The 14,668-nt window shown below is 40.5% G+C and carries 16 protein-coding genes; 12 read left to right on the top strand and 4 right to left on the bottom strand.

The window, feature by feature from the left end; all coding sequences use genetic code 11:
* The 10 genes from RM049_RS34235 to RM049_RS34190 form a co-directional block, all read left to right on the top strand.
* Window positions 1-239, top strand: a 239-nt coding sequence (locus tag RM049_RS34235) for a hypothetical protein (RefSeq protein WP_322707365.1), incomplete at its 5' end; no start/stop codon positions are given.
* A 587-nt stretch (window positions 240-826) separates the two neighbouring features.
* The gene (cysE, locus tag RM049_RS34230; RefSeq protein ID WP_322707364.1) at window positions 827-1,567 is read left to right on the top strand and encodes a serine O-acetyltransferase; all 741 of its coding nucleotides are present in this window, start codon (window positions 827-829) and stop codon (window positions 1,565-1,567) included.
* Between the two features lie 129 nt (window positions 1,568-1,696).
* Complete coding sequence (locus RM049_RS34225) at window positions 1,697-1,927, top strand: Asr1405/Asl0597 family protein (RefSeq protein ID WP_322673844.1); 231 nt, start codon at window positions 1,697-1,699, stop codon at window positions 1,925-1,927.
* A gap of 302 nt (window positions 1,928-2,229) precedes the next feature.
* Window positions 2,230-2,427, top strand: a complete 198-nt coding sequence (locus tag RM049_RS34220) for a DUF2949 domain-containing protein (RefSeq protein ID WP_094349915.1) — start codon at window positions 2,230-2,232, stop codon at window positions 2,425-2,427.
* 371 nt (window positions 2,428-2,798) lie between these two features.
* Window positions 2,799-3,929: a homocitrate synthase gene (gene nifV, locus RM049_RS34215; protein WP_322673845.1), complete on the top strand. Its 1,131-nt coding sequence runs from the start codon at window positions 2,799-2,801 to the stop codon at window positions 3,927-3,929.
* Window positions 3,919-4,206, top strand: coding sequence for a nitrogen fixation protein NifZ (locus RM049_RS34210; protein WP_069070441.1), 288 nt, complete (start codon window positions 3,919-3,921; stop codon window positions 4,204-4,206). Before nifV ends, RM049_RS34210 begins: the two co-directional genes overlap by 11 nt.
* A complete protein-coding gene (gene nifT / locus RM049_RS34205) occupies window positions 4,181-4,384 on the top strand; it encodes a putative nitrogen fixation protein NifT (protein WP_069070440.1) in 204 nt (67 codons plus the stop codon). The genes RM049_RS34210 and nifT overlap by 26 nt, the downstream gene beginning before the upstream one ends.
* Before the next feature lie 158 nt (window positions 4,385-4,542).
* A complete protein-coding gene (locus tag RM049_RS34200; RefSeq protein ID WP_322707363.1) occupies window positions 4,543-5,085 on the top strand; it encodes a (2Fe-2S) ferredoxin domain-containing protein in 543 nt (180 codons plus the stop codon).
* A 253-nt stretch (window positions 5,086-5,338) separates the two neighbouring features.
* Window positions 5,339-6,529 carry a PD-(D/E)XK nuclease family protein gene (locus RM049_RS34195; RefSeq protein WP_322707362.1) on the top strand — a complete coding sequence of 397 codons (1,191 nt, stop codon included), beginning with the start codon at window positions 5,339-5,341 and terminating at the stop codon, window positions 6,527-6,529.
* A 57-nt stretch (window positions 6,530-6,586) separates the two neighbouring features.
* A complete protein-coding gene (locus RM049_RS34190) occupies window positions 6,587-7,162 on the top strand; it encodes a Uma2 family endonuclease (RefSeq protein WP_322707361.1) in 576 nt (191 codons plus the stop codon).
* Window positions 7,163-7,500: 338 nt separating this feature from the next.
* Here the strand turns inward: RM049_RS34190 and RM049_RS34185 are convergent, their stop codons facing one another.
* From RM049_RS34185 to RM049_RS34175, 3 genes are all read right to left on the bottom strand, one after another.
* The gene (locus RM049_RS34185; protein ID WP_322707360.1) at window positions 7,501-8,427 is read right to left on the bottom strand and encodes an XDD3 family exosortase-dependent surface protein; all 927 of its coding nucleotides are present in this window, start codon (window positions 8,425-8,427) and stop codon (window positions 7,501-7,503) included.
* Window positions 8,428-8,925: 498 nt separating this feature from the next.
* Window positions 8,926-10,308, bottom strand: coding sequence for a 1-acyl-sn-glycerol-3-phosphate acyltransferase (locus RM049_RS34180; protein ID WP_322707359.1), 1,383 nt, complete (start codon window positions 10,306-10,308; stop codon window positions 8,926-8,928).
* Between the two features lie 273 nt (window positions 10,309-10,581).
* Complete coding sequence (locus tag RM049_RS34175) at window positions 10,582-11,163, bottom strand: Uma2 family endonuclease (protein WP_322707358.1); 582 nt, start codon at window positions 11,161-11,163, stop codon at window positions 10,582-10,584.
* 200 nt (window positions 11,164-11,363) lie between these two features.
* Between RM049_RS34175 and RM049_RS34170 the strand changes: the two genes are divergently transcribed.
* Complete coding sequence (locus tag RM049_RS34170; protein ID WP_322707357.1) at window positions 11,364-13,169, top strand: proline--tRNA ligase; 1,806 nt, start codon at window positions 11,364-11,366, stop codon at window positions 13,167-13,169.
* Between the two features lie 391 nt (window positions 13,170-13,560).
* Window positions 13,561-14,172 (top strand): GerMN domain-containing protein, encoded by a 612-nt coding sequence (locus tag RM049_RS34165; RefSeq protein ID WP_322690802.1) that lies wholly within the window; start codon window positions 13,561-13,563, stop codon window positions 14,170-14,172.
* A 106-nt stretch (window positions 14,173-14,278) separates the two neighbouring features.
* On the opposite strand, the gene RM049_RS34160 is transcribed toward RM049_RS34165, so the two are convergent.
* Entirely contained in the window at window positions 14,279-14,626 is a 348-nt protein-coding gene (locus RM049_RS34160; protein WP_094349905.1) for an ArsR/SmtB family transcription factor, read from the bottom strand.
* Between the last annotated feature and the right edge of the window lie 42 nt (window positions 14,627-14,668).

The following is a 14,668-nucleotide window of genomic DNA, read 5'->3' as shown; positions in this document are numbered from 1 at the left end:
TGAATCCACCTTTGATCTCCGTTAACGAGTATTTGAACCGGATGAATCCACCTTTGATCTCCGTTAACGAGTATTTGAACCGGATGAATCCACCTTTTATCTCCGTTAACGAGTATTTGAACTGGATGAATCCACTTTTGATCTCCGTTAACGAGTATTTGAACTGGATGAATCCACCTTTGATCTCCGTTAACGAGTATTTGAACTGGATGAATCCACCTCTACAGGTTTCGTGGTGAGAGTAGCATAGCTGTGCTGCTCTACAACAATGAGAACATTTACTTATTCTGCTGTTCTAAGATTTTGTGTTGGCTATTCCCACACATCTATATAATAAGAAAACAGTCGCGATGAGCGATAACTATATTTTGAAACGTATATGTGCATACAGACAGCAAATCCTAAAAGAAAATAAAGAAACCTGTTTTTCGCCTATCCAACTAATAAGATACTAATAGTAATAGGATATACAGAAAATAGATTTGTAGCCTTATTAAATTCTTGCTTGAGTACATCTGAGTACAGCTTAATATATTGCAAAATATCTTGATAAAATCTTAGCAAAGACTTACGGGTAAAGTTTCTTGTAGCGCGAACATAAATTCTTAACCCCCGCCCCAAAAATACTAGTACCCCCATCATTAAATACTAGCGCCCCTAACCCCAGACAAATTTTAACGTTATGTTAAGTCGGGGTTTCGGCGTTTGAGTACAACTTTAATCAATCCAATAAATCCAATCAGCATTGGGTTTGGTATCGAGTTGGATGTTACCTGATATAAGCATAAAAATAGCAGATGACTCAATTACCAGATAGACATTACCGATGCAACAGTCTTTAGACAGTATTAGCGATCGCCCAAGTACCAAAACGCAGGATTCTGCCCGTACATCCATGTTGAAAAATTTACTCTCTGGCGTTTTTTTAGAGCCATTATTGAGTGATTTTCGCATTATCTTTGAGCGCGATCCAGCAGCACGGAATTGGCTAGAGGTGGTGTTTTGCTACCCCGGATTGCACGCACTCTGTTTGCATCGTCTTGCTCACTGGTTACATGGTCGAGGAGTGAGTTTTATCCCCCGTTTAATTTCTCATTTGGGGCGATTTTTGACCGGAATTGAAATTCACCCAGGTGCAGAGATTGGCGAGGGCGTGTTTATCGACCACGGAATGGGTGTAGTCATTGGCGAAACTGCGATCGTCGGCGACTATACACTGATTTACCAGGGCGTAACCCTTGGCGGAACTGGTAAAGAAACTGGTAAGCGTCATCCCACAGTCGGCAAAAATGCAGTGATTGGGGCGGGTGCGAAAGTTTTAGGTAATCTGCAAATTGGCGATCGCGTCCGTATTGGCGCAGGTTCCGTTGTCTTGCAGAATGTCCCTAGCGATCGCACTGTTGTCGGAATTCCTGGCAGAATTATTTCTCGCAACGAAAACGCCAGCCTTTCTCCTTTAGAACATGGAAAGCTACCCGATGTGGAAGCAACTGTGATTCGTTCTTTGCTCTCGCGCATTGAAGAACTCGAAAAACAACTGCAAACTTTACAAGTCAAGAGTCATTAGTCATTGGGCATTGGGCATTGGGCATTGGGCATTGGGCATTGGTCATTGGTCATTGGTCATTGGTCATTAGCAAAGGACAAAGGACAACTGACAAATGACAACTGACAACTGACAAAGGACAAAGGACAAATGACAAATCACGTTTTGCAGATTCCTTTGAGCGATCGCTGGCGAATCTATTACCGTTTGCAAGAGTTAAAAATTAATTGCTCTTGTCCCCCTGATGGTTCTTTACGAGTGCAAGTGAACAATTTGCTTGAAGTAATTCTAATTCGTAGTACAGTTATGCAACTTCTCGCTTCTCGTCACGAATTATTAGAATGGCTAGAGCGTTGCTGGCATTACAGTGATGAGTCATGATTATTTCAAAAAGACCTAATTTAGGCACGATTAATCTTGAATTCATGACGCAAGTACTGGACTTCATCCTTTTTGTTCATAGATGCACAAAGCTCAAATAGGTTTAGAGTTTGAAGCTACTGTCCGCTAGCAGAATTTGTTGCAGACTGAGATGGATTAGATGAGGTTTAGATTTTGTTGGGTCTACTTAATCTAAAATTCCCCTGACATATAGCAACAATTAAAAAGGTGAAATTCCCAAATATAAATTGGAATTCCTAATTTTTAACCTTTTCCCAAATTAAGAAATTGAAAGTTCAATTATGGCGACTCGGAACAGAGATATAAAACTCCTCAATTTTTTGCACAATGAACTTGAACTTTCAAATGCCGATATTGCTGTAGCTCTGCGACACCGTGAATTAGAAAATGGCCCGTTACCGATGCTCCTCTGGCAGTATGGTTTCGTTGACTTGGAGCAGCTAGGAAAAATTTTTGATTGGCTAGCAGACCAAAGTTAGCGAATTTGCACCTCTTAACGTTGAGTACCATTACCTGCCTAAATTACACCAAAATGCACTAGAAAAGATGAGGTTACGAAGATGATTACATCCTTAATTGCTGGATTCTGTGTATTACTTTGTTCGGGATTTGCTAATAGTTATATTAGTTCATTGCTACTCGAAGACATTTCAACTGACATCGGTGAAAACGATTAGTAATTTATACATTGTTTTAGTTCCCTGTCATACAGATGTGATGCTAATAATGGGGCAATAATTAAGGATCATGTATCCTACATTATGAATTGTGATATTTTTAGCATTTACCATCACGAGGGATTGTAGAGGGAAAGGATATTAAGAATACTTCCAAGAGAGGGATATTTGCAATGAATCAAATCATAATTAATGACACTACATTACGTGATGGCGAACAAGCAGCAGGTGTTGCCTTTACTCTACAAGAAAAAGTAGCGATCGCGAAGTTTCTCGATGCTATTGGTATACCGGAATTAGAAGTGGGTATACCGGCAATGGGTGACGAAGAAACGCGTGCGATCGTCGCAATTTCTAACTTGGGTTTACAAGCAAAACTCTTGGGCTGGAACCGTGCTGTCATCTCAGATATCAAGGCTTCCATCGCCTGTGGTTTGAACCGGGTGCATATTGCCATTCCCGTCTCTGGTATCCAAATTGCCACTAAATTTCATGGTCAGTGGCGAGTAAGTTTGCAAAAACTCAAAGACTCAATCCACTTCGCCCTCGACCAAGGTCTTTGGGTAGCAGTCGGCGGAGAAGATTCTTCCAGGGCTGATGAAAACTTCCTCTTAGATGTAGCACTTTATGCCCAAGAATGGGGTGCATCACGCTTCCGCTTCTGCGACACTGTAGGAGTTCTCGACCCCTTCACCACCTATACTAAAGTCCAAAGGCTGGTTTCAGCGTTGACGATTCCCCTAGAAATCCACACGCATAATGATTTTGGTCTGGCAACTGCCAACGCTCTTGCAGGTATCAAAGCCGGAGCATCATCAGTAAATACCACAGTTAACGGATTGGGTGAACGGGCAGGAAATGCAGCATTAGAAGAAGTTGTCATGGCGATTAAACGCATCTACGGCGTTAATTTGGGCATTGATACACCCAGTTTGCTGGAACTTTCTCAACTAGTCGCAGCCGCATCAGGTGCTAGCGTACCACCTTGGAAAGCGATCGTTGGCGAAAATACCTTTGCTCACGAATCTGGCATCCATGCTCACGGGGTACTACAAAATCCCATCACCTACGAACCATTTGCACCCGAAGAGGTGGGTTGGGAACGGCGTTTAGTAGTAGGAAAACATTCTGGACGGCATTTAGTTGCTAACTTACTAGAACAGCATGGAATTTTCTTAAACCCCCAAGAAACCCAATCTGTTTTAGACGCAGTGCGCCATCAATCGGTACAGAAAAAACGCAGTTTGACGACAGAAGAATTGTTGAATTTGGTCAGAGAACAGAGGTACTCTCATGCAACGTGATGAATTAGAACTGAACTTGCCACCCGCTTTTGAAATTGGTGAAAAAGTCAGAGTTCGGAAACTGCTAAAAAACGATGGTACCTTTCCCGGTAAGGAAGTCGGCCAAGTTTTAGTTAATAAGGGAGATATCGGTTACATAGCGAGTATAGGCACATATTTGCAGACTTCCTATATATATGCTGTGCATTTCTTAGAAACAGGGTTTGTCGTCGGCTGCAAGAAAAAAGAACTAGAATCGGTTGAGGAGTCTCATGAAAGTAATGCTACGGATGAATGATGCCGGCACTTTAGTAGTTTACGTTGCTAAAAAAGACCTTGAAGAAGAAGTCGTCAAACAAACCGATGGAAATGATGGCAAGATTCTCACCCTAGCAAATGGTTGGGAATTAGAATTTCGTGAATTGCCAGACACAGCAAATTTACCTCAAACAGTAGAAGCTAAACGCCTCGCTTAAAAACAGTTAGGAGTTAAGAGTTATGAGTTGGAAGTTAAGAGTTATCAGTTAAGAGTTATGAATTATTAACTCTTAGCTCCTCATTTTTAACTCCTCACTCCTAACTCCTCACTCCTAACTCTTCGCTTTAACTCCCCACTCCTAACTTTTTATCAATCATGGGTAACAAATATTTGACGTTATCAGAATTGAACCTTGAGGGACAGTTACTAGGTTTTGTTGGTGGTGAACCAGGAAAATATAAATACTTGCAATTGGCAGTTCCATCTGGAAATGTAGACATTAAACTGCCTAAAGAGTTGCGCTGTTTACTAAGTTCATCCTTAGTTCCTGGTCAGCAACTTCGGATTTGTGGTCATAGTAAGATAGACTCGCGCACAAGTAAAATTAAAATTAAAGCCTATAAGGTGACACCAATTGATGCGTGTCCAAAACAAGATTTACCACCTCAAACCAAAGCGAGGATTATGGTATGTCAAAAGGGCGGTTGCTTGAAACGTGGTGGTAAAGGGTTATTATCAGAATTAGAAAAAACTTTGTGCGATCGCGGTTTATTAGACAAAGTTACCATTGAACATACTAGTTGCCAAAAATGCTGTGGCAGCGCTCCCAACTGTGTTTTACAGCTTGGTAAAAAGAAATACAAGAATATTCATCCTGAAGCGATCGCAACTTTGCTAGAAAGTCACTTAACAGAGTAATAATCTTTTTTAGCTATTCTTCAAATAATACGCAAGTTTGTAGGGGTAAAATATTTACCCCTATTTGTTGTAAGTATCGTCTATATAGCACCCTTGTCAAACTGCGATCGGCTAAGTTATAACTGCTGCACTGCTAGTAGTACCCAATACAAACAGAACTTATAAAAATTTTCAGTAGTCATGTTCCATCAGGACTACAAGCTTAATTATTGTGTGTAACTTTTTTGGAATTACCTTAAATACTTAAAAATAAATGTCTTTGTTCACGAATTTACTCAATCTGCATTCAGGAAACAAACCGCGTGAAGATTTTTTTACTGAGATTGTTGCTTATTTTTTATCCTTGAATAAGGATATTTTAATTGATTGGCTAAAACATCACTCAATCATTAGTGATGATAATTATTTCAGCATCAAGATTTCAACCCAACAAGAACATCAAGCACTGGCGAACCATACTGAGGATAGTAGACTTGATATTGTGGTTGAGCTTTCAACTGGTTTAAATACAGATGTAATATTTATTGAATCAAAAATTGGCTCTACAGAAATACCAGGACAATTAAAAAAATATGCTGAAATTTTGAGTAAATTACCAAATGTCAGACATCGAATTTTAATTTACATCACCCGTGATTATGATCCAAAAGAAGAAATAAAACAATATGATTGTGATCCAAAATCAGCAATTAAAGAGTATTGCCTTGAGTTATCACCCAATATTAATTTCTTCCAACTGAGGTGGTATCAGTTTTATAGATTCTTGAAAGAACGCACGTCTGATATCTTAGCTCAAGAAATACTAATTTTTATGAGGAATAACAGAATGTCTCACACTAATCAATTTTCATCCGTTGACTTATTGACAATGGTGAATTTTAACAAAACTCTCAATCTTATGGAATCAACTCTCAGTGATGAAATACAGCAGGAATTCAAGCTAGCTTTTGGAGGTGTTATCAAAGGTGCGGCAAGTAGGACTCAATGGAAATGGGACGAGAGATATATTATCTACACTCACTTTTCTCCCTCGACATGGGACTTATGGTGTGGTCTTGGATACTTCGGTTTAAATCCAAGTAATTTAACTGATTATCCATATTTAGGTATATTTTTGCAGGTTTCTCCTAAGTTTGGACAACGCCCAAAAATTATTGAATCTATGCAAAAAATAATTAACGATAAACCCAATATATGGACTCCTAATAATTTAAAAGTTTTGCCAGCATGGTCAGGTATATTTTATCGAAAAAGCTTACAAGATTTTTTATCTGAAGAAAACCACGTATCTGCTATTAAATTATTTTTCCAAGAGTCAATAAAGGAATTAAAAACGGTTCAGGAACAATATTTTGATTTTCCTTGGAAGGGTGTAAGTATAGAAGCAACTATAGAAGGTGATAAAGAAGAATACCCAGACACCTCATTATCTTCTATCGCATAACTTTAATCAGCTATAGCTATATTAAGATAAAAATAACTCTGCATTCTCGTAGTTGTTATGAGCCTTACCACTGCTAAACGCTTTACTATAGCTGAATATCACCGTCTAGCTGAACTCGGCTTCTTTGAGGAGAACGACCGAGTTGAGCTAATTAAGGGTGAAATAATCCAGATAGCAGCAAAAGGTACATCGCACTCTGTTTGTGAAACACGCCTAGAGCAAGAATTATATAAACTAGTAGGCGATCGCGCAACGCTGCGAGGACAACAACCAATTACTTTGTCTAACAACAGTGAGCCTGAACCAGATAGAGTAATTGCAAAAAATAGAGATGATGACTATCTAGCGAATCATCCCAGCCCATCTGATATTTTACTCTTAATTGAGATTGCCGATTCCTCCTTAAAATATGACCAAGAGGAAAAGCTACCTATTTATGCAGAAGCAGGTATTTATGATTATTGGATATTTAATTTAGTAGATAATTATTTAGAGTGCTACAGCGAACCTTATCAAACTTTGCAAAGTAAATTTGGTTATCGTCGCAAATTTATTTATCTGCCAAATGAATCAGTTAATCTGCCCTGTTTTTCTGATTTAGTTGTGGATTTATCTAAGGTGTTTCCAGGTTAAGGTGTAAGGAGCGATGTCAGACAACAAGCAGCTGCAAGCCTTATAGCGAGTATAGGTGTCATGAGCATTACCGAGATTCTTTAGAGCATTGCCTAAGTAGTTTTGTATTTGATAACTATATTAGAAAAAAATGCCCTTGCTAGAAAGTAAGGGCATTAAAATTTACCTATTTAATATTTAACGATTAAATCTATACGGTTTGGGATACTTTTCGCTTAAGCTTCATCCAAAATTCCATTACTCCAGCGATCATTTACATGAGAGAAAATAGTCTTTTATCTTGTCTATAATCACTGAAGAGAAATCAAGCCGTGTTGCGAATAGTCCTTACCCAATTGTTATGCTAATTTCTTGCGTAGCTTGCTACCAGCCAAAGCCAGACCGATAATTCCTAAACCAGCGAGACTAGCAGGCTCAGGAGTCGATTGGACAATACCAGATTTCTTGAATTCAAATGCAATGGTTTGTGTGCCATTAAATTTGCTGGCATCATAACCAGTGGTTAGCAACTGCTGGGTTATATTACCCTGTGCTAAAAACGAGATTCCACTCAGATAATTTCCAGAGTTGATGACATTGAGATTAAATGTATTGTCCTTGCCATTATTGGTAAAGTAACTATTGGTCAAATCACCATAACCGACAATACCACCACCTTGTTTTACCTGACTTTCGTAAGAATTCCCTCCTCCTGCTAAACCACCATATGTAGCAACGCTGTAGCCTTCTTTGATATTAGTAACTGTTTTTGCCTGGACATTACTATAAACGCCTAGTTGTTGTACCCCTGAAGCATTCGCTGAAGCGAAATGAATCCCAAACAAATCCCCGTTGCTCATAGCATTGTCAAAGGTCTTACCCGCCATATTGAAGAACAAATCACCATATCCAATTTGACCGCCGGCAGCACCCTGTTCAGCCTCTCCTGTTAACTTCATATTGCCATTGATTGCCACAATGATGCTGGTAGCAGTTTCTTTGATAGCCATACCGGAGATATCGTAGGGGTTTACTTTTCCTGGCGCGGCACCAACCCAGTAATTCCCGTTCATCCCATCTTTGTTTGAATCAAATGCATACTGCCACCCGTTAGCAGTGGAATTTTGACCCACCAAAAGACCGGTAGTGTCGTTCAGACACTCCAAAGAGATGCTAAATGCTGTTCCCTTTAAGTCTGAGGCATAGGCTCCTTGACCAGCCACAAAGAAGATTCCAAAAGTAGCAATACCAACCTTCAGTAAATTGAATAAGTTTTGAGTTTTCATTATTTATAAATTGATTGATTTAGAGAATCACAATTTTTTGGACTCCTCTATTTGTAATTGGAATTACAAAAATATAAAAGCGTGATTTTTCGGAAAATATAATTTGGATAACTTAACGTTAATTTTATAAAACTCAAATAAAGAATGACATATTTAGTTACAATTGCCTTTATTTAACCCAATTGTATTAAAGTGAAATAGCAGCAAAACCAAGTAGATGTAGTAGCCTACGATTATCTGCACCCATTTAATTAGATAATTTTAAAAAACTTTTGGGTTTGTGTAAGCTTAATAAATCATATCCTGCCAGCATCCCCGTACAGGGTATCTAAACCCGCGATCTACTTTAGAAAGTAATATCCGATTTGGATGAACACTTGGGCATTTACATTGCACCTTGCTATTTAAGGGAGTCAGGAGGCAGGGGTCGAAATCAATAAGCCTCCTGACGACTGACACCTTTATTCTGGTTCCTAGCAAAAAATGCAACCTTTCTAATCAAATCAAACCTTCCAATGCGTGTTGTAAATCGTTCGTTACATCAGCAACAGCCTGTCTAGCACCCAACCGATTTTCCTTATATACCGGGTAACGCTCAGAGATGGATATAGGTTCACCCACAGTTATTTTTACTTTTTGCTTACCCAATTGCGGACGCTGTACAGTTTTATTGCCTTTGATTTTAGCAATCATCTGCCATAAAATTAAAGTCGTCTCAGCAAATCTTTCTGCTGTTGGATTTTCCCGAATATAATTACCAGAAACAGCCACAAAACTTTCTACTAAACGCATATGCCACATCCGTGCATTCGCTTCTTCTGCAATGCGATCGCCTAAAGCTCTTTCAACCGCAGATACTCCTTTGACATCCTTAAATTCTTCTCTAAATATATAATTCCAACCCGCTTGCTCGACTCGCCGACAACGATCGCTCAAACTACCTTTTGACTGCAAATTAAAATACTGTTCTGAGATTAGCAGCGCTGCATTCAACAACGCTTGTAAACGAACTGCTAATGCTTCATTTCTATCGGAAATTTGCCCGTTGACAATCTTGGGATCTGGCAGTTTTTGATGATAAAACCGGGTGTAAAATTCCTCCATAAGCAAAAGTAAATGTTCTGCCAAAGCCAACAACCGGGGATAAAGTGACTCTATAGAAGCGTTTTCTGCTGGATTCACAGGTAAACCACTAGCCGCTTCCAATTCACTTAAAAGATTTGCGATCGCATCCCAAGGAGCATCAACGTAACTATATTTAATCCCAACTGGTACAATTAAAACCTGTTCGGGGCGTTCAGCTTTGTGCAAATCTTCAGCACACCAAAAGCCTAATTGGGCAATACCAGGTTCCAAGGGGCTAATATTCTCCGATAAACCATTGGTAGCACCCTCTGGTGCAGCCGCCATCGGGAATTTCCCATTGGCGAACAAGTCACGCGCCGAACGTAACCCCGTCCAGTCAGCCTTACCTCGCTGAATCGGAGTACCACCTAAATGAGAAGCAATCCAGCCAACGTGGGAACCTGCCCAGAGAGGAATACCGCGATCGTAGATAAAATGAGCGTGAATGGGATGTTGTAGTTTTGTACCTTGCGATCGCGCTGTCTTTGGTACGAGTTGAGACAGCAAGTAACCCAAACAAAACGGATCGTCTGTTTTGGGATGGCGAAATGCCAGCATAAAACGGATTTTACCCTCCTGAAACTGGCGATAAAGATCCACTAGAACCTCTACGTTATCTGCTTCAATTTGGCTAATAGGTATTTGCCAGTTTATCCAACTGGGTAGTAATAGATGGACAACTCGTAGTAATAAAGGGTTAAACGCGGGAGGAATAAATTCTAAGGGTGCCTGTGCTTGATAAATTACATCTGCCAAAGTAGTTTCTCCTAAAGATTCCCTGATTCTAATCGCCTGATGGTTATTTCTTTTAAGATATCCTAACGGCTGTAATATGCCCTGAGTAATGAAGTCAAAGTAAAACTGGCCTATTGTGCTGTGCTTGGCACATTACTCAGGTTAGAAAACTAGGATACCTTCTTAGTCTACGCAGATTATTTTAATGAAGCGTACTTATGCAGATTTATAAAGTATTTTCTGCTGCAATGAAAAGTCTTGGCAGATAGTGGAGTTTAGCAGCACTTGCAAATCTTAATAACAAGAAAGACTCAAGCTAAATCCTGGCAATACATCTTCACCCGATAATTGTGTGGGTAGATTTCGCACTTCTACATCTTGTTTTTGACGATAAATTTCTACTTGCTGCTGTTGGGGGTGCTGTTGGGGGTTAATTAACCATGCTAACTGCACCCCTGCATCCATATAGTCTTGCATTTTGGAACGCAACATTTCCAAATCATCTGTTGCTGACCTTAATTCAATGACAAAATCGGGTGCAATGGGGGGAAATTTGCGTCTTTGTTCAGGTGTAAGTGCTTGCCAACGTTCTCCTTGAATCCAAGCGGCATCTGGAGAACGGTCAGCACCATTGGGTAATTTGAATATAGTAGAAGAACTGAAAGTGTAACCAAGGCCAGTTTGCCGATTCCAGATTCCCAGATCGATAATTAAATCTGCTTCTCGATTGCCGCTTTCACCTCCAACGGGGGACAGAATGATTAATTCGCCCTTGGCAGTGCGTTCAAATTTCAATTCGCGGTTATTTTGACATAAGTGATAAAATTGTTCGTCACTCAAGTGAACGGTGTCTAGTTTTAATGTCAAAGGACTCATAACCTAGACCTAGATTAAATAGTTGCAAAGATTATATCATGCCATATCTTAAGGGCTGTAAGATGCCGATCGCACACCACGCAGATTCAAACTAGGATGCCTTCTTAATTCGCTCAAGCGGACAAGAATTTGTGTAGCCGCGATTTCTAATCGCCAGTTGGTTTATAAACAAATTAGAGATTCTGGAAAGGGATTAAACGATGCGACTTTCACAAATGTTATTTGTTACACTGCGGGACGATCCGGCTGATGCTGAGATTCCTAGCCATAAATTATTACTCCGTGCAGGTTACATTCGTCGCATCGGTAGTGGTATCTATGCTTATTTGCCGCTAATGTGGCGGGTACTGCAAAAAGTTTCCCAAATTGTGCGGGAAGAAATGAACGCTACAGGCGCACAAGAATGTCTTTTACCACAATTACAACCGGCTGATTTATGGAAAGAATCGGGACGCTGGGACACTTACACCAAAGCTGAGGGGATTATGTTTTCCCTAATTGACCGCCGCGAGCAACAATTAGGATTAGGCCCAACTCATGAAGAAGTAATTACAGCGATCGCTCGTGATATGATTCGCTCTTATCGCCAGCTACCACTAAATCTCTACCAAATTCAAACCAAATTCCGCGATGAAATTCGTCCCCGCTTTGGTTTAATGCGCGGACGGGAGTTTATCATGAAGGACGCTTATTCCTTCCATACGGATGAAGCCAGCCTCAAAGAAACTTACCAGGATATGTATCAAGCCTACAGTAATATTCTGCGACGTTCTGGTTTAGCTTTTCGGGCAGTGGAAGCCGATTCTGGTGCAATTGGTGGTTCTGGTTCTACAGAATTTATGATTTTGGCGGAAGCTGGCGAAGACGAAGTTCTTTACACTGAGGATGGTAAATATGCCGCTAACGTAGAAAAGGCTGTTTCTTTACCAATTGACGCTGAAACCTCACGGTTTACAACCTATGAGAAACGCGATACACCTGGAACAGAAACGATTGAAAAGGTGTGTCAACTCCTCAACTGTTCTCCTACTCAATTGGTGAAAAATGTCCTTTATCAGACAGTTTATGATAATGGCACAACAGTGTTAGTTCTGGTAAGCATTCGAGGCGATCAGGAAGTTAATGAGGTCAAATTGCAAAATGAACTGACTAAATTAGCTTCTGAATATGGCGCTAAAACTATTATTAGTTTGAATGTACCAAATGTAGAAGCCCAGCAAGCATGGACAACTAAATCTCTGCCTTTAGGCTACATTGCACCAGATATTGCAGATGAGTATATTACTGCTAATAAACAGATCCATTCCAAGTTTTTACGCTTGGTGGATCGAACAGCCGTTGATTTAAAAAACTTTGTTACAGGCGCGAATGAAGCAGGTTATCACGTAGTTGGTGCTAATTGGGGTGAGCAATTTAAGTTACCAGAACGAGTAGTAGATATTCGTAAGTCAAGACCAGGCGATCGCGCCACCCACAATCCAGAACAAATCCTACAAAGCGCCCGTGGAGTTGAAGCAGGTCATATCTTCCAATTAGGTACGAAATACTCTCAAGCGATGGGTGCAACTTATACCAACGAACAGGGTGAAGAGAAGCCGCTAGTTATGGGTTGTTTTGGTGTAGGCGTGTCACGATTAGCACAAGCTGCCGTCGAGCAATCTTACGATAAAGATGGGATTATTTGGCCAGTTGCGATCGCACCTTATCACGCGATCGTCACAATTCCCAACATTAAGGATGCTCAACAAATCGAAATCGCCCAAAAACTTTACACAGAACTCAATCAAGCAGGAATTGAAACTTTACTAGATGACCGCGACGAACGCGCAGGAGTCAAATTTAAAGATGCTGACTTGATAGGCATACCTTATAGAATTGTAACCGGACGCGCGATCGCTAATGGCAAAGTTGAAGTTGTAGAAAGAGCCACCCGTAAATCTCAAGAAATTGCCATTGATGAAGTGACAACCACGCTCAAACAGTGGATTACACAAGCAATAGAGTGAAGTAGAGAGTAGACAATTTTCCATTCAACCTAACTTTTCACTTGATCTGGAAAGACCTACGAAAAACCTAATCCCCTTCCCACGAGTGTAAAACGGAAAATTCAAAGTCTCTCTCCTCGAAGGAGAGAGATTTAGAGAGAGGTTTTTCAGAACCGATAAAAAGTCAGATTCCCCAGAGACGCAATTAATTGCGTCTCTCCAAAATTTACATAATTTGGTAGGTGACGGATTAGAAATAAAAATTCTAAAATTGAATTAGGGGCTTACAGAATTAAGAAGCATTTAAGTCTCCTCTAGATTGTGGGAAACTCTCTACTTATAAGTATCGTCTTTAACCAGGCTGCTCCTCACATAACTACCATATCAGCCCTCAGTTAGGAAGGTTTTGAACATGAAAGACCAACAAGGATCTAATCGTATTTCTTCAGGCGTAATTGCAGCGGTGTCAGCAGCGGTTGTAGCGGTGGGTGGCGGTGTAGCTTGGTTTACCACACAATCTGGCAATACTCCCACACCGTCAAACCCTTCTGGCCGCATTGAACAGCCAGCACAGCCATCAACTAGGCAGCCAGCTAATGAGCAAACTCCCAACGTTTATTGGCTAAGACCAAAAGACAAAAATGTTGCTTTGGTTCCCCAGCCTGTTAAAGTAGCTTCTGTACTACCCAACCAGGCTTTAGAAGCAGCTTTCCAAAGTTTGTTAGCAGGCCCAACAGAAGGAACAGATTCTACAACCATCCCCAAAGGAACCAAACTGTTGGGGCTGAAGGCGGAAAAAGATGAAGTTCGTGTTAATTTATCTGAAGATTTTACTAGCGGTGGTGGTAGCACTTCAATGATGGGCCGCATTGGACAAGTTGTTTACACTGCAACAACTTTAAATCCCAAAGCCAAAGTTTACATTGACGTAAACGGCAAACCGTTAGATATTTTAGGCGGTGAGGGTCTAGAGTTACAACAACCGCTAACTCGCGAACAGTTTCAGAAAGATTATCCGCTTTAGTCATTGGTCATTAGTCATTAGTCATTAGTCATTGGTCGTTGGTAATTAGTTTTTCACAAATGACAAAGGACAAATGACGAAGGACAAAGGACAAAGGACAACTGACCTAACGTTTGCTATTTAATACGCGAAAATTACGGGCTTGCTGCTCCAACCTTGTGGCGAGGCGATCGCAAACCCGATTACACAACTCAAAAATCATTTGATCTTCCACCCGGTAATAGGCGCAAGTTCCTTCACTGCGGCGGCTAAGGATACCTGCTTGCCACATTACCTTCAGGTGTTTTGACACATTTGCCTGAGAAGTCTGTGTTGCCTCTACCAACTCTTGCACGCATTTTTCTTCATCCCGTAATAAGTGTAGCAGCCGTAGGCGCATTGGCTCACTTAATAGGCTGAAGTATTCAGCTACTTGTTGCACCACTTCAGGTGGTAAAGGCAACGTTTGTTTCATCAGGGTTGACCCGCAAGGACTGAAAGTTTTAACAATGACTCA

It is taken from the genome of Nostoc sp. DedQUE04, assembly GCF_034530995.1.
Lineage (GTDB): Bacteria > Cyanobacteriota > Cyanobacteriia > Cyanobacteriales > Nostocaceae > Nostoc.
This window is presented reverse-complemented; position numbering and strand designations above follow the sequence as displayed.